We start from the raw sequence: 14538 nt of genomic DNA on the forward strand, positions 1-14538 counted from the left end.
GTGCCCGGACGGGGCTCGGTCCGCGCCCGGAGGAGATCAGTCCGCCCGGAAGGCGGCGCGCAGTTCCTCCTTCAGCGACCGCTGGAACGCCGTGACCAGCGCCTGCACCACCAGCGGCTGCATATGGGCGGACAGCGACTTCATCGCCGCCACGTGCTCCGGGTCCGACTCGCGCTCCCGGTACGGTCCCCACACCTCGTCCCGGAACAGCCGGGTCAGCTCCTGCGCCGCCGAACGGGTGTGCTCCACCAGGACCGTGCGGGAGGCCAGGATGGTCTCGTGCGGGATGGGCACGTCCAGCAGCTGCACGCCCAGGCGGAGCAGCCCGGGATCCACGCGGAACGTTTCCGCGGCCTTGCCGCCGTCATCCTCCCCGCCATTGCCCTGGCCGCCGTCGCCCTGCCCGCCGTCGGCCTTCCGCGCCAGCACGTCCATGGCGGCGAGCCGGTCGAGGTCCTCGTCGGTCAGCGTCCGGCCGGCCCGCCGCTCCAGCTCCTCCCGGGGCATGTCCTCCGGGGAGTCCGGGGCCCAGGTCGCCACCAGAGCGCGGTGGACGGCCAGGTCCTGGGCGCTGAGGTCCGGCGGCAACTGCTCCAGGTACCGCTCGATCGCGGCCAGCGTCATGCCCTGGTGCTGCAACTCCTCGATGAGCGCGAGCCGCGAGAGGTGCGCGGGGCCGTAGTGGCCGACCCGGCGAGGGCCGATCACCGGCGGAGGCAGCAGGCCCCGCGTGCCGTAGAACCGGATGGTGCGCACGGTGACACCCGCCCGGGCGGCCAGTTCGTCGACGGTGAACGTCGGCTGCTGCGCCTCGGCCTCGGTCTCGCTCGCCATGGCGGGGCCTCACTTCCGGTGGTGCGGTGCATCGGTGCAACAGTATTGCTGTCGCACCATCGATGTGAAAGACCGGCCGATTGTCAGTGGCGCCTCGTACGGTGGTTCGTATGACGGGGAAGACGGGGAAGACGCGGACGCCGGGGCCGCCGGGCACGACCGAGGCCGCGCAGGTCGTGTACGTACGAGGGGACGCCACCGTGCCGGCCGGCAAGGGCGTCAAGATCATCGCGCATGTTTGCAACGACCTGGGCGGCTGGGGCAAGGGGTTCGTCCTGGCGCTCTCGCGCCGCTGGCCGGAGCCGGAAGCCGCCTACCGGCGCTGGCACCGCGGGCGCGCGGGCAACGACTTCCGTCTGGGCGCCGTGCAGTTCGTCCAGGTCGGGCCGTACCTGTGGGTGGCCAACATGGTCGGGCAGCGGGGGATCCGCACGGGCAGCAACGGGGTTCCCGTGCGGTACGAGGCGATCGATGCCGCCCTGGAGAAGCTCGCCGCCAAGGCCGCGGAGCTCGGCGCCTCGGTCCACATGCCGAGGATCGGCTGCGGCCTCGCGGGCGGCAAGTGGTCCCGCGTGGAGCCGCTGATAGCCGAGCGGCTGCTGGCCCGGGGCGTACCGGTGACGGTGTACGACCACGCCGGATGAGCGCGGACGTCCGCGCATGGGCCGCCGCACGGCAGGCCGCTGCTCCGGCCGGGGCCTCCGGGCGGCGAAACCCGGTTGCGGTCCCTGCCGGTGCGGTGCTGGGCTGCCGCCATGGATCCGATCGCGGTACGCACGCAATTCGACCGGGAGATGCGGCGGGACACCCGTCCCGACGCGCCCGGTTGCACGGTGGAGCGGGTGGGGGACGTGGTGCGGCAGACCGGGCCGGCGCACGCCTGGAACGGCGTGCTCTGGTCCGGCCTGGACGCGGCGCGTGCGGACGCGGCGATCGCCGGACAGGTGCGGCACTTCACCGCGCGCGGCCTCGCGTTCGAGTGGAAGCTGTACGCGCACGACGAACCCCGGGACCTCGGCGCACGGCTCCGGGCGGCCGGGTTCACGGCGGAGCCGGAGGAGGCCCTGATGGTCGCCGGCGCCGAGGACCACGCGCGGACCGGCCCGGCCGCCCGGCTGCCGGAGGGCATCGTGGTGCGTCCGGTCACGGACGAGGCCGGTGTGGCGCTGGTGACGGAGGTCCATGAGCGGGCATTCGGCACCGACGCGTCGGCCCTGCGGCGGCAGCTGCTCGACCGCCTGGCCGCCCAGCCGGACACGGTCGCCGCCGTCGTCGCACTCGACGGCGACCGCCCGGTGAGCTCGGCACGGCTGGAGCTCCAGCCCGGTACGCGCTTCGCCGGCCTCTGGGGTGGCGGCACGGTGGAGGAGTGGCGGGGGAGGGGCGTGTACCGCGCCCTGGTGGCCCACCGCGCTCGCATCGCCGCCGAGCGCGGCTACCGCTGGCTCCAGGTCGACGCGTCCGACATGAGCCGCCCCATCCTGGCCCGCCTCGGCTTCGCGCAGGTATCCACGACCACGCCGTACGTCCACGCGCCGTGACACCCGCGGCCCGCTGGGCCCGGCAGGAGCCCCCGAGCCCCGGGGCGGGGCCGGTCCGTGCGGCAACCGGGCACGGGCCGGGCGCGCTCACGCCCGGGAACCGGGCGCCACCCCCGGGCCGCCGAGGGCGGGAAAGTGGTGGGCCAGCGCCTGGTGGGGATCGGGGCCGGCCGTGCGTCCGTGATCGACGTGGACGGTGACCGCGGACAGCCGGGGCACGCCGTGCAGCAGGGCGTGCTCCGCCGCCACCGCCACCGCGTGCGCCTGGACGACCGTCAGCGACGGATCGACCACGACGGACGCCTCGCCGCGCAGCGCATGGCCCAGCCACCTCATCCGCACGGCCCCGACCGCCCGGACCCCTTCGACATGGGAGAGCACCTGCTCGGCACGGTCCACCAGCGCGGGATCCACCGCGTCCATCAGCCGGTGCCACACCTCCCGTGCCGCTCCCCGCAGGACCAGCAGGATCGCGGCCGTGATGGCGAGCCCGATCAGCGGGTCGGCCCACCACCACCCCAGCGCCGCGCCGCCCGCGCCCAGCAGCACGGCGAGCGACGTGAAACCGTCCGTGCGGGCGTGCAGTCCGTCGGCGACCAGCGCGGCCGACCCGATGCGCCGACCGGTCCGGATCCGGGCGCGCGCCACCCACTCGTTGCCCGCGAAGCCCACCAGGCCGGCCGCCGCGACCGCCGGCAGATGGCCGACCCCGTGGGGCTCCAGCAGCCGCCGCACCGCCTCGTACCCGGCGAACGCCGCGGACGCGGCGATCACCAGCACCACGAACACCCCCGCCAGGTCCTCGGCGCGGCCGAAGCCGTACGTGTAGCGGCGGGTCGCGGCCCGCCGGCCGACGACGAAGGCGAGAGCCAGGGGCACGGCGGTCAGCGCGTCGGTGGCGTTGTGCACGGTGTCACCGAGGAGGGCCACCGACCCCGACAGCACCGCGACCACCGCCTGGACGACGGTCGTGGCGGCCAGCACGGCGAACGAGAACCACAGCGTCCGCAACCCCTCCGCCGACCCTTCCAGCGCGGCGTCCATCCGCTCGTGATGGTGATGATGGTGGTGTCCGTGTCCGTGTCCGTGTCCGTGCCCGTGTCCTTGCCCGTGCCTGTGTCCGTGCGCGTGTCCAAGACCGGTCATGGACACCACCATGACAGCCGGACAGCCTTGCGGCCACTGTCGAGATACGGCCGCTGACCAGCTGCGAAGCGCTTGCGACTACGAGTCCGTGCCTACTGCCCGGACGCCGTGACGGGGTAGTGGTCGGACAGGTTCGTGTACGTGTACGGCCGGCCCCAACTGGAGACCGTCCACGGTGCGCTCTGCTCCTTGATCACCTCGTTCGTCCAGCCGGCGGGCCGGACGTGCCCGGCGCGGTGGAGCACGTGGTCGAGGTCCTCGCGCGGGTCGTCGGGATAGCGCTCCGCGGCGATCGAGTTCTGCTCGGTGTCGAAGGAGTACGGGTGCCCGGTGCGCGCGTCCGCGTCCGCCAGTCCCGCGTCCCCGAGCATGGTGGCGTACTCGGCACTGCGCGAGTCGACGTTGAGGTCACCCGCCACCAGCACCTGCTCGGACGCCGGGATGTTCTTCGCGTCCAGGAAGGCGTCCATCGCCTTGAACTGGCGGCTGCGCATCTGCGCCGCCTCGCCCGCCGCGCAGCCGGGGTCCGTCGACTGGGCGTGCGTGCCGACCACGTGGACGCGGGCGCCGCCGACGTTCAGCACCACGTAGACGAAGCCCTTGTTGGAGTACCAGTCCGCGCCGCACGCGTCCTGGTAGACGTACTGCTCCTTGCGCACGATGGGCCACTTGCTGAGCACGGCCACGCCGCCGTCCTCCGGGGTCGTGGAGGAGTAGGCGCCGCCGGTCGCGTCCCAGCCGTCCTTGCTGCGCCCCATCACCGGTGTCCGGTACGGGTACTGCGCCGCGGAGTTGCGCAGCAGCGCGTCGGAGGAGGCGTTGTCGAACGCCTCCTGGAGTACGACGACGTCGTTGCCCTGGTAGAAGGGCGCCTTCGGGATGGCCGCCGCCCGGTGGTCCTGTCCCCAATTCGGGTACAGATTCCTGCTGAAGAGGAACACGTTGTACGAGAGGACTTTCAGGCGCGGCGTCCCGGCGGCGGACGCCGAGGGGGCGGTCGCGGCCAGAGTGGTGGCGGTGAGCACCACCGTGACGGCGGCGGACAGGGTGGTGCTCGCGGCACGGCGCGAGGCGCGGCGGTTCAGGGAGCGCGGCACGACAAACTCCTGACGGCGGTGGGGGGTTGGACGTCGCCATGAACATGGCGGGGCACATCAAATCAGCCACAGTTACTTTCCGGTAGCCGTCGGATGCCGGGAATCTTGCGGGCCCGGGGCCGGTGCGCCAACTCTCCTCCGTGGCGGCGAGGAGACATCGTGACGAGTCGGTAGGATCCGGGCATGACTTCGACGGTGACTCTCGCCCGGAACGCCGAACTGCTCCCCCTCGACCTCGGGCCGCTCAACCCCGTGCTGGCCGAACTGGTCGTGGGCCTCGTGCTGTTCGGGGCGACCTTCCTCATCCTCGCCAAGGTGATCCTGCCGCGGATCAACCGCTCCCTCCAGCAGCGACAGGACGCCATCGAGGGCGGAACCGACCGCGCCGAGGACCTGCGCGAAGAGGCTGCCCGGCTCCATGCCGCGTACGAGGCCGAGCTCGCGGCGGCCCGCCACGAGGCCGCCCGCATCCGCGCCGAGGCGCACGAGCAGGGCGCGGCCGCCATCGCCGCCGCGCGCGAGGAGGGCGCACGGGAGCGCGACCGGATCCTCGCCACCGGCCGCGCCCGTATCGAGGAGGAGCGCGCCGCGGCCGAGTCCCGGCTGGGCGAGGACGTGGAGGCGTGGGCCCGCACCCTCGCGGAGCGGATCATCGGCGAACCCGTCGCCGTCCGCCCCGCCGACCGCGGCTGACCGGCACTCCGCCCACCGGGCCGGGCCCCGGGTCGTCCGGCGGACGGGTGATCGATACTGGTGGTGCGGACCGCGGCGGTCCGCACGACCGACACGACCCCCACCCCCCCCCCCCCCCCAGGGGTCACCCCCCCCCCCCCCCCCCCCCCCCCACGCCCCCCCGCCCCGGGCCCCACCGATGAGCACCTCACCCCAGGCTGCCGGCAGCGCAGCCGAACCGGCGCCACCGCCCCCCGGAGGGGTGCTGTGGAGCCTCGCCGGAGACATACGCGGCCTGCTCATGCTGCCCGCGGCGCTCACCCTGCAGGTCGCGCACCCCGCCGTCGGCGCCGGTGTCGACGAGCACTCCGTCTTCCGCACCGACCCCTGGGGCCGCGGCGAGCGCTCCCTGCGCTCCCTCCAGCTGTGGGTGTACGGAGGCGAGGCCGCCGCCGAGGAGGGGCGCCGGCTGCGACGGCTCCACCGCACCATCCAGGGCACCGACACCCGCGGCCGCCGCTACCACGCCCTCACCCCGGCGAACTACGCGTGGGTGCACGCCACCGGGTTCCCCGTGTACCAGCACGCCGCCCGCTACCTGGTCCGGCCGATGACCGAAGCCCAGGAACGCACCCTCTACGCCGAGTGGCTCCGCGTCGGCCGCGTCCTCGGCATTCATGACCGCGACATGCCGCAGACGATCGAGGAATTCTGGCCGTACTACCGCAAGGTGCTCGCCGAGGAGATCGAGGCCACCGCCGTCGTACGGGAACTCGTCGCCACCGACACCCCGGTGCCGCCGCCCGACCGCGGACCGCTGCCGTTGCGGCTCCTGTTGCGCCTCCTGTGGCCGCTGCTGCTCCCGCCGCTCGCCCGCTTCCGCCGCTTCGTCACCATCGGACTCATGCCGCCGGACGCACGCGCGGCGATCGGCCTGGAGTGGACCGACGCGCAGGAACGCACGCTGCGCCGCTTCGGCCGGGTCGTACGGGCCGTGGTGCCCGCCCTGCCCGAGCGGCTGCGCTACCTCCCGCTCGCACGGGAGGCGCGCCGCCGGCACCGGCTCAGCCGCGCAGCCCGCCTCGTGCGATGACGTCCGCGTACCACCGCGCGCTGTCCTTCGGCGTACGGCGCTGGGACGCGAAGTCCACGTGCACGATGCCGAACCGCTTGCCGTAGCCGTACGCCCACTCGAAGTTGTCCATCAGCGACCACAGGAAGTAGCCCCGCACGTCCGCGCCGTCCGCCAGCGCACGGTGCACGGCGGCCAGGTGGGCGTGCAGGTACGCCACCCGCTCCGGATCGTGCACGTCACCCGACGGGTCGGCGTAGTCGTCGTACGCAGCGCCGTTCTCCGTCACCAGCAGCGGGACGCCGGGCAGCTCGTCCCGGAGCCGGACCAGCAGCTCGTACAGGCCGTCGGCGTCCACCGGCCAGTCCATCGCCGTGCGCGGACCCGGCGCCGGTACGAAGCGGACGTGCTGCTCGGCCCCCGGCCACGGGGAGGGCGACTCGGTGGTGCCCGCCCCGACGACCGTGGGGGAGTAGTAGTTGATCCCGAGCGAGTCGACCCGCGCGGACGTCACCTCCAGGTCGCCGTCCCGCACGAACGACCAGTCCGTCAGCAGGGCCGTGTCCGCCACCAGGTCGGCCGGCAGCCGCCCGCGGAAGACCGGGTCCAGGAAGATCCGGTTGCCCAGGGCGTCGACGCGGCGGGCCGCGTCCACGTCCGCGGCGGATTCCGACAGCGCCCGCACCGCATGGAGGTTCAGCGTCAGCGAGACCTCCGCGGAAGGCGGGAGGACGGCCCGGAGCGCCTGCACGGCACGCCCGTGCGCCAGATTGAGGTGGTGCGCCGCACGCAGGGACGCGACCGGGTCCGTACGCCCCGGGGCGTGCACACCCGCCGCGTACCCGAGGAACGCCGCGCACCACGGCTCGTTCAGCGTCGTCCAGGTGGAGACCCCGTCGCCCAGCGCACCGGCCACGAGCGAGGCGTACTCGGCGAACCGCTCCGCCGTCTCCCGGTGCGGCCAGCCGCCGGCGTCCTCCAGCTCCTGCGGGAGGTCCCAGTGGTAGAGCGTCGCGACCGGCCGGATGTCCGCCGACCGCAGCTCGTCGACGAGCCGGCGGTAGAAGTCCAGGCCCTTCTGCACCGCCGGGCCGCGGCCGGTCGGCTGGACGCGGGGCCAGGCGACCGAGAACCGGTAGTCCGACACCCCCAGGTCCTTCAGCAGCGCCACGTCCTCCCGCATGCGGTGGTAGTGGTCGGCGGCGATGTCACCGGTGTCGCCGTTGCGGACGTTGCCCGGCGTACGGCTGAAGGTGTCCCAGATGGACGGCGTCCTGCCGTCCTCGTCGGCGGCACCCTCGATCTGGTACGCGGCGGTGGCCGTGCCCCAGCGGAAACCGGCCGGGAAGTCGAGCGCGGTCATGAGACTCCCAACGGAGGTGAGGTAACGGAGATAGGGAATCGGAGATGGGGAACCGGAGATGAGGTGAACGGGGGAGGGGGTCAGCCCTTGACGGCGCCCTGCATGATGCCGCCGACGATCTGGCGGCCCAGCAGTCCGAAGACCAGCAGTACGGGCAGGGTGCCGAGGAGCGTGCCGGCCATGATCACGGACTGGTCGTGCACATAGCCGCCCCCCAGCTGGCGCAGCGCGACCTGCACGGTCGGGTTCTGCGAGGACAGCGCGACGATCGGCCAGAAGAAGTCGTTCCAGGCCGCCATGAACGTCAGCATGCCCAGCACCGCCATTCCGGGGCGGGCCACGGGGACGACGATCGACCAGAAGATGCGGGCGTTCGACGCGCCGTCCACCCGCGCCGCCTCGATGAGCTCGTCCGGCAGCGACTGCACCAGGAACTGGCGCATGAAGAACACCCCGAACGCCGACACCAGACCCGGCAGGATCACCGACTGGAGCTGGTTGACCCACTCCAGCTTCGCGATCAGCATGAACAGCGGGATCACACCCAGCTGCGGCGGGATCATCATCGTGCCCACGGTCACCGCCAGCAGCGCCCCCCGGCCGCGGAAACGCAGCTTGGCGAAGGCGAACCCCGCGAGCGTGCAGCACAGCACCGTACCGACGGTGATGGAACCGGACACGATGAAGGAGTTCAGCAGCGCCGTGCCGATGTCCGCCTCCTCCAGGACCGCTTCCATGTTCCGCATCAGGTTCGGCCCCGGGAGCAGGGCCGGCGGCACCTGCGCCAGATCCGCGTTCGAACGGCTCGCGGCGACGATCGTCCAGTAGAACGGGAAGGCGGAGACGAGCACGGCCAGGATGAGGACCGCGTACGCGATCTTCCCGCCGTGCATCGTGCGCCCGGCGCGCGCGGTCATCGGGTGGCCTCCTTGCGGGCGCGGCGGCGCACCATCAGGGCGTTGACCCCGACGAGCACCAGGATCAACAGGAACATCACCCAGGCGACGGCGGCGGCCCTGCCCAGGTGGAAGAAGCCCCAGCCCTGCTCGTACAGGTAGAGCCCGAGCGTCTGGTACTGGTGCGAGATGCCGCCGGAGATGCTGCCCTCGAACAGCAGCGGCTCACCGAAGAGCTGCGTGGCGCCGATCGTCGACACGATGGTGGTGAACACGATCGTCGGGCGCAGCCCCGGCAGCGTGACGTGCAGGAACTGCCGCCAGCGCGAGGCACCGTCCATCTCCGCGGCCTCGTACAGCTCGGTCGGGATGGACTGCATGCCGGCGAGGTAGATCAGGGCGTTGTAGCCGGTCCAGCGCCAGATGACGATCGTCGACACCGCGATCTGCGAGGCGACGGTGCCGGTCTGCCAGTCGACCGGGCCGAACCCGACCAGCCCCAGCACGTAGTTGACCAGACCGAAGTCCCGCCCGAAGAGCTGCGCGAACACGAGCGTCGCGGCGGCGACGGACGTCGCGTACGGCAGCAGCATCGCCGTTCGGAAGAACGTCCGGCCGCGCAGCCTGTAGTTCAGCAGGTGCGCTAGCCCCAGGGCCATGACCAGTTGCGGGACCGTCGAGATGACGCCGATCGTGAACGTGTTGCGGAGCGAGATCCAGAAGAAGTCGTCCGTGAAGAGGGCGGTGTAGTTGCCCAGGCCGCGCCACTGCATGTCGCCGGGCGTCTGGAGCTCGACGCGGTACAGCGAGACGAAGGCGGTGTAGAGCAGCGGGAAGACCCCGAAGGCGGCGAAGAGGGTGAAGAACGGAGCGATGTACGCGTACGGCGAGGCCGCCTGCCATGCGCGCCGGAACCTCGTGCCGCGGGGGGCGGCGACGGGTGGAGCGGGGAGGGTCACGGTACGGGCCCTTCAAACGAGTCGATACGAACACGAACAATGCGGCGGCGGCATCCGCTCGCGCGGGGCAGCTCGGGTGCCGGGGCTGCGGTGGCTCCGCGGACCCCGAGTGCGCGGGCTTTACGGGGCCTGGGCGCTCTGTGCGCGGGCTTTACGGGGCTGGGTGCGGGGCCGCTCGTCGGGGGCCGGCGCCGTGGTGCGGGGCTGGCGCCGGGGGCTCCGGCGGGGCCGCTCGTCGGTGGCCGGCGCCGTGGTGCCGGGCGGGTGCCGGGGCCTCCGGTCGGGGGGTGGCGGACTCTCGTTCACCGCGCTTCGCGCGAGTTCGGTCGTTCTACGTCCGGCCCCCCACGCTCCGACCCCGTCCCCCTCACGCGCGTGGTCGTGCCCCGGGGTCGGCCCCCTTGCGCCGGTGGTCGCGCCCGGCGTCGTGGCATGTGTCCGGGAAAGGGGGACACGATCCCCGGAGCGGCCCCCGACCCCGACTCCGAGCGCAGGGCCCGCCCCGGGGGCCGGTGGAGGCCGCAGCCCGTCGGCAGGTGACGCCGCGCCGGTCTCCGAGGGCCCCGGGGCCGTGCAGGCCCACGTCCAGGGGGTACCGGGGGCGACGCCCCCGGTACGAGTCAGCCCGTCGCGTTGGCGACGCCCTTCTTCGCGGTGGACCACGCCTCGTCCGGCGGCGTGCCCTTCCGCTCCACCTCGCTCAGAGCGTTCGTGATCTGGTCGGCGACGTTCTTGTCGTGGACCCCCAGCACCTGTACCGGCGCGGCCTTCGCCGCGTCGCCGAAGATGCGGCCGATGGGGGCGCCCGAGAAGTACGGGTCCGTGGCGTCCGCGATCGTCGCGATCGCGCCCGTCGACGACGGGAAGTTGCCCTGCGCGCGGAAGAGCTTGGCCTGCTGCTCCGGGGCCGTGAGCCACTGGATCAGCTGGTACGCCTCCTTCTTGTGCTTCGCCGCGCGCGGCACGCTCAAGTACGAGCCGCCCCAGTTCCCCGCGCCTCCCGGCAGCTTCGCGATGTCCCACTTGCCCTTGCCCGCCTCGCCGGCCTGGCCCTTGATGTAGCCGAGCATCCACGCGGGGCACGGGATCGTCGCGAACGATCCGGCGGCGAACGCCTGGTTCCACTGCGGCGACCACTGGTCGAGCTTGGCGCTGAGGCCCGCCGCCGCGGCCTCGGCCGCGGTGTCCCACGCGGCCTTGACGGCGGGGTTGGACTCGTAGATGAGCTCGCCGGAGGCGTTGTAGTACCGCTCCTCCTCCTGCCCGATCATGATCGTGTAGAGGCTGCCGACGCTGTCGAGCCAGGCGCTCTTGGCGGGGGCCTTGGCCTTGTACTGCTTGCCGAGCTCCACGTAGCCGTCCCAGGTGGACCACCGCTTCGCCAGCTCGGTGCGGTCCGTCGGCAGGCCCGCCTTCTCGAGGAGGTCGGTGCGGTAGCACATCGCCTCCGGCCCGACGTCGGTGCCGAGGCCCAGGACGCGGCCGTCCTTCGTGGTGGCCGCGGACCACTTCGCCTCCGCGAACTGGTCCTTGAGCTTGTCCGCGCCGTACTTGGTCAGGTCCTCGAACTTGTCCGCCTGCTGCTGGGTGACCGAGGCGATGCGGCCGACCTCGATGCCCTGGACGTCGGCGAGCCCGCCGCCGCCGGCGAGCCGCGTCTGCAGGGACTTCCAGTAGTCCTGCTCGTCCTCGGTGTCGGTCTGCTTGATCTTGATGCCGGGGTGCAGCTTCTCGTATTCGGCGTACAGCCCGGCCTCCTTGTAGCCGAAGGAGCCGAAGAGGTCGACGGTGACCGTGACCGTGCCGTCGGACGCCTCGTCCGAGGACCCGGACCCGCAGGCGGCGAGCAGTGCCCCGGCGAGCGTGACCGCGCCGAGCCGGACGGCGGTCCTGGTCACGGCCGTTCTCGTGGCCCTACTGGCGGCTCGGGCGATGGACATGGGAAGCCTCCCTTGGCTTCGGAGGAGCGGAGATGCCGAGAGACTCCCTTGAGAGCGCTCTCACCAAACTGCGTCGGAGCGTGCCCGGTGCGGCCCCCCGGCGTCAAGACTCGAACGCGTAACGGCTGCGGTCACCGGGCCAACTCCCGCGAGTGCCGCACGTATTGACAGTCATGTTTCAGGAGTTTTACGTTCCTCGGCACATGAGAGCGCTCTCAAGCGTTCGCCCCCCATACCCGAGGTGCTGTCCATGCCATCCCCGCGCACCCGATCAGCCGCATTGCTCCTGGCCACGGCCTTGGCGACGCTCGGCCTGGGCGGTCCCGCCGCCGCTCCGGCCGCCGCAGCCACCGTCCCGGTCGGAGCGGGCGGTTACTCCGACACCCGCCCCGCCGGAACCTCCGGCCCCACCACCAACACCGGCACTCCGGTCACCCCCAAACTGACCGCGGCCGCCCAGGGCAAGCCGGTCCCCACCAACGACTGGTGGTCCTCGCTCGCCTTCCAGCGCTACGGTGACAACCCCTGGTCGACCCCCATGTACGGCCACCCCCTCACCTACCGGGCCACCGCCGCCGGCCTGGACATCGGTTACCCGACCACCCCCGCGATCGTCGGTGACGGGCGCCAGTACGAGTACGCCCACCAGCGTGACCTCACCCTCGGCCTGACCGGCCTGAACTCACCGGACACCAAGGCCGACGCCTGGTCCGACTGGACGGTCACGCCCTACTGGTCCGACGGCACCCGCACGCTGCGGACGACCATCGGGCACGGTCTGCCTTTCGTGTACGCCAAGGGCACCGGCGGAAGCGCCCGCATCACCACCGCCACCGCCCCGGCCGTCTTCGCCGACCAGGGCAATGTCCTCGGCATCACCGTCGCCGGCCACCACTACGCCCTGTTCGCACCCACCGGCACCGACTGGACCGTCTCCGGCTCCACGCTCACGGCGCCCCTCGGCGGCAAGGACTACTTCTCGCTCGCCGTCCTGCCCTCGACGGACGCGCTCGCCCTGTACAAGAAGTACGCCTTCAGCTTCGTGACCGGGTCGAAGGCCGTCTGGAGCCAAGGCGGCGGCACGGTCAGGGCCACCTACACCCTGACCACGCAGCCGCAGGAAGGCACCGAGACGGGCACCCTGCAGGCCCTCTACCGCCACCAGTGGCTGCACACGACCGACCCGCTGACGCCGTACACGTACGTCTCCCCGCGCGGCACCATGAAGGTCCGCGAGGGGCTGTCCTTCACCACGAGCCAGCGGGCCGCCGCCGTGCTGCCCGGGCTGCCCAAGTCGTCCGGCACCGACCCGGCCCGGCTGCGCGGCTACCTGAACGAGGCCGCCAACGCGGCCGACCCGTTCGCCGGCGCCACCGACACCTACTGGACGGGCAAGGCCCTCGGCCGGCTCGCCCAGCTCGTGCCGCTCGCGGAGCAGACCGGCGACACCGCGGTCCGCGACAAGCTGCTCGGGCTGATCAAGGGCCGCCTCCAGGACTGGTTCACCGCCGGCGGGCCGAACGAGTTCTCGTACGACAGGACATGGAAGACGCTGATCGGCTACCCCGCCTCGTACGGCAGTGACACCGAGCTCAACGACCACCACTTCCACTACTCGTACTACGTCTACGCGGCGGCGGTCGTCGCCCAGTACGACCCCGCCTGGGCCGCCGACTCCGCGTGGGGCGGCATGGTGAAGACGCTCGTGCGCGACGCCGCCAACCCCAGCCGCACCGACAGCGCCTTCCCCTTCCTGCGCGGCTTCGACGTGTACGCGGGCCACAGCTGGGCCTCCGGCCACCAGGGCTTCGCCGCCGGCAACAACCAGGAGTCGTCGTCGGAGTCCACCAACCTCAGCGCCGGGCTGGTGCTGTGGGGCTCTGCGACCGGTGACACCGCCCTCCGGGACCTCGGCGTCTACCTGCTGACCACCGAGTCCGAGGCCATCGCCCAGTACTGGTTCGACGCCGACCAGCAGGTCTTCCCGGCCTCCTTCGGCCACGACACGGCCGGCATGGTCTGGGGCAGCGGCGCCGCCTACGCGACCTGGTGGACCGCGAACCCCGAGGAGATCCACGGCATCAACGTCCTGCCGGTGACCGGCGGTTCCCTGCACCTGGGCGGCGAGAAGGAGGCCATCCGCCGCAACATCGCCGAGATGGAGCGCGAGAACGGCGGCCCGGCCGTCGAGTGGCGCGACATCCTCTGGGAGTTCCAGGCCCTCGCCGACCCCGCCGCCGCGAAGGCCAAGTGGGACGCGGGCCACGCCGCGTACACCCCGGAGGCGGGGGAGTCCAAGGCGCACACCTACCACTGGATCACCACCCTGGACACGCTCGGCGCACCCGACACGGCCGTCACCGGTGACATCCCCACCTCGGCCGTCTTCACCAAGGGCACCGTCCGGACGTACGCGGCGCACAACCACGGTTCCACCGCCCGCACCGTGACCTTCTCCGACGGCGCGAAGCTCGTCGTCCCCGCCCGGTCGACCGCCACGGGCACCGGCACCGGCGGCACCGACCCCGGCCCGTCCACCGGGGACACCTTCCAGCTCCGCTCCGGCGGCACCCTGACGACCGCCACCGGCGGTACGGCGGGCAGCGACACCATCGCCTCGGCGGGCGGCGCCAACCACGACGGCACGCCGTACCAGCCGCTGGTGTACGAGGCCCGGGGCGTCAACGGCACCCTGAAGGCGGGGGGCGCCACGGCCTTCCGGCTCCAGGTCGACGCCGGCACCACGGTCGGGCTCGGGCAGCAGGCACGGGTCAGCTACGACCTGACCGGCGACGGCACCTTCGAGCGGACGGAGACGTACCACTACTTCGCCACCGACCCGGTGGCCGGCTGGGAGGAGTACGGCCAGACCCGCGGCCTGAAGTCGGCGACCGGAGCGCTGGGCGACCTCAAGGGCGGCACCGTGCGGCTGGAGGTGTGGCACGCCATCGGCAACGGCACCGCGAAGCTCCGGACCGGCACCGACGGGTCCGTGCTCGTGATCCCCTACCAGTAGCG

The 14538-nt window shown here is 72.6% G+C and carries 12 protein-coding genes; 5 read left to right on the plus strand and 7 right to left on the minus strand.

Annotated features, from left to right (window positions below):
* Positions 1-36: 36 nt before the first annotated feature.
* Positions 37-834 (minus strand): MerR family transcriptional regulator, encoded by a 798-nt coding sequence (locus ACIA79_RS14510; RefSeq protein WP_399428565.1) that lies wholly within the window; start codon positions 832-834, stop codon positions 37-39.
* Positions 835-944: 110 nt separating this feature from the next.
* On the opposite strand from ACIA79_RS14510, the gene ACIA79_RS14515 reads away from it, so the two are divergent.
* Together ACIA79_RS14515 and ACIA79_RS14520 are read left to right on the plus strand one after the other, a co-directional pair.
* Positions 945-1478, plus strand: coding sequence for a macro domain-containing protein (locus ACIA79_RS14515; RefSeq protein ID WP_399428566.1), 534 nt, complete (start codon positions 945-947; stop codon positions 1476-1478).
* Positions 1479-1589: 111 nt separating this feature from the next.
* Positions 1590-2375, plus strand: coding sequence for a GNAT family N-acetyltransferase (locus ACIA79_RS14520; protein WP_399428567.1), 786 nt, complete (start codon positions 1590-1592; stop codon positions 2373-2375).
* 87 nt (positions 2376-2462) lie between these two features.
* On the opposite strand, the gene ACIA79_RS14525 is transcribed toward ACIA79_RS14520, so the two are convergent.
* Entirely contained in the window at positions 2463-3521 is a 1059-nt protein-coding gene (locus tag ACIA79_RS14525; RefSeq protein ID WP_399428568.1) for a cation diffusion facilitator family transporter, read from the minus strand.
* Positions 3522-3613: 92 nt separating this feature from the next.
* Positions 3614-4618: a sphingomyelin phosphodiesterase gene (gene sph / locus ACIA79_RS14530; protein WP_399428569.1), complete on the minus strand. Its 1005-nt coding sequence runs from the start codon at positions 4616-4618 to the stop codon at positions 3614-3616.
* Positions 4619-4801: 183 nt separating this feature from the next.
* Here sph and ACIA79_RS14535 point away from each other — a divergent pair, with 183 nt between their 5' ends.
* Complete coding sequence (locus ACIA79_RS14535; RefSeq protein ID WP_399428570.1) at positions 4802-5311, plus strand: hypothetical protein; 510 nt, start codon at positions 4802-4804, stop codon at positions 5309-5311.
* A 178-nt stretch (positions 5312-5489) separates the two neighbouring features.
* Positions 5490-6383 carry an oxygenase MpaB family protein gene (locus ACIA79_RS14540; protein WP_399428571.1) on the plus strand — a complete coding sequence of 298 codons (894 nt, stop codon included), beginning with the start codon at positions 5490-5492 and terminating at the stop codon, positions 6381-6383.
* Here the strand turns inward: ACIA79_RS14540 and ACIA79_RS14545 are convergent.
* The 4 genes from ACIA79_RS14545 to ACIA79_RS14560 form a co-directional block, all read right to left on the minus strand.
* Positions 6355-7725, minus strand: a complete 1371-nt coding sequence (locus tag ACIA79_RS14545; protein WP_399428572.1) for a GH1 family beta-glucosidase — start codon at positions 7723-7725, stop codon at positions 6355-6357. The genes ACIA79_RS14540 and ACIA79_RS14545 overlap by 29 nt on opposite strands.
* A gap of 80 nt (positions 7726-7805) precedes the next feature.
* Positions 7806-8642 (minus strand): carbohydrate ABC transporter permease, encoded by an 837-nt coding sequence (locus ACIA79_RS14550; RefSeq protein WP_399428573.1) that lies wholly within the window; start codon positions 8640-8642, stop codon positions 7806-7808.
* Positions 8639-9580: a carbohydrate ABC transporter permease gene (locus ACIA79_RS14555; protein WP_399428575.1), complete on the minus strand. Its 942-nt coding sequence runs from the start codon at positions 9578-9580 to the stop codon at positions 8639-8641. Before ACIA79_RS14555 ends, ACIA79_RS14550 begins: the two co-directional genes overlap by 4 nt.
* Before the next feature lie 620 nt (positions 9581-10200).
* Entirely contained in the window at positions 10201-11520 is a 1320-nt protein-coding gene (locus ACIA79_RS14560; protein ID WP_399428576.1) for an ABC transporter substrate-binding protein, read from the minus strand.
* A gap of 250 nt (positions 11521-11770) precedes the next feature.
* Here ACIA79_RS14560 and ACIA79_RS14565 point away from each other — a divergent pair, with 250 nt between their 5' ends.
* A complete protein-coding gene (locus tag ACIA79_RS14565; protein ID WP_399428577.1) occupies positions 11771-14536 on the plus strand; it encodes a glycosyl hydrolase in 2766 nt (921 codons plus the stop codon).
* Positions 14537-14538: the final 2 nt, after the last annotated feature.

It is taken from the genome of Streptomyces sp. NPDC051310 (genome assembly GCF_044455245.1).
In the GTDB taxonomy this organism is placed as follows: Bacteria; Actinomycetota; Actinomycetes; order Streptomycetales; family Streptomycetaceae; genus Streptomyces.

Excerpts from the sequence above, each read along its gene's own strand:
- ACIA79_RS14510 (WP_399428565.1), bottom strand. The coding sequence starts at position 834 with ATGGCGAGCGAGACCGAGGCCGAGGCGCAGCAGCCGACGTTCACCGTC.
- ACIA79_RS14515 (WP_399428566.1), top strand. The coding sequence starts at position 945 with ATGACGGGGAAGACGGGGAAGACGCGGACGCCGGGGCCGCCGGGCACG.
- ACIA79_RS14520 (WP_399428567.1), top strand. The coding sequence starts at position 1,590 with ATGGATCCGATCGCGGTACGCACGCAATTCGACCGGGAGATGCGGCGG.
- ACIA79_RS14535 (WP_399428570.1), top strand. The coding sequence starts at position 4,802 with ATGACTTCGACGGTGACTCTCGCCCGGAACGCCGAACTGCTCCCCCTC.
- ACIA79_RS14550 (WP_399428573.1), bottom strand. The coding sequence starts at position 8,642 with ATGACCGCGCGCGCCGGGCGCACGATGCACGGCGGGAAGATCGCGTAC.
- ACIA79_RS14540 (WP_399428571.1), top strand. The coding sequence starts at position 5,490 with ATGAGCACCTCACCCCAGGCTGCCGGCAGCGCAGCCGAACCGGCGCCA.
- ACIA79_RS14565 (WP_399428577.1), top strand. The coding sequence starts at position 11,771 with ATGCCATCCCCGCGCACCCGATCAGCCGCATTGCTCCTGGCCACGGCC.
- ACIA79_RS14560 (WP_399428576.1), bottom strand. The coding sequence starts at position 11,520 with ATGTCCATCGCCCGAGCCGCCAGTAGGGCCACGAGAACGGCCGTGACC.
- ACIA79_RS14525 (WP_399428568.1), bottom strand. The coding sequence starts at position 3,521 with ATGACCGGTCTTGGACACGCGCACGGACACAGGCACGGGCAAGGACAC.
- ACIA79_RS14545 (WP_399428572.1), bottom strand. The coding sequence starts at position 7,725 with ATGACCGCGCTCGACTTCCCGGCCGGTTTCCGCTGGGGCACGGCCACC.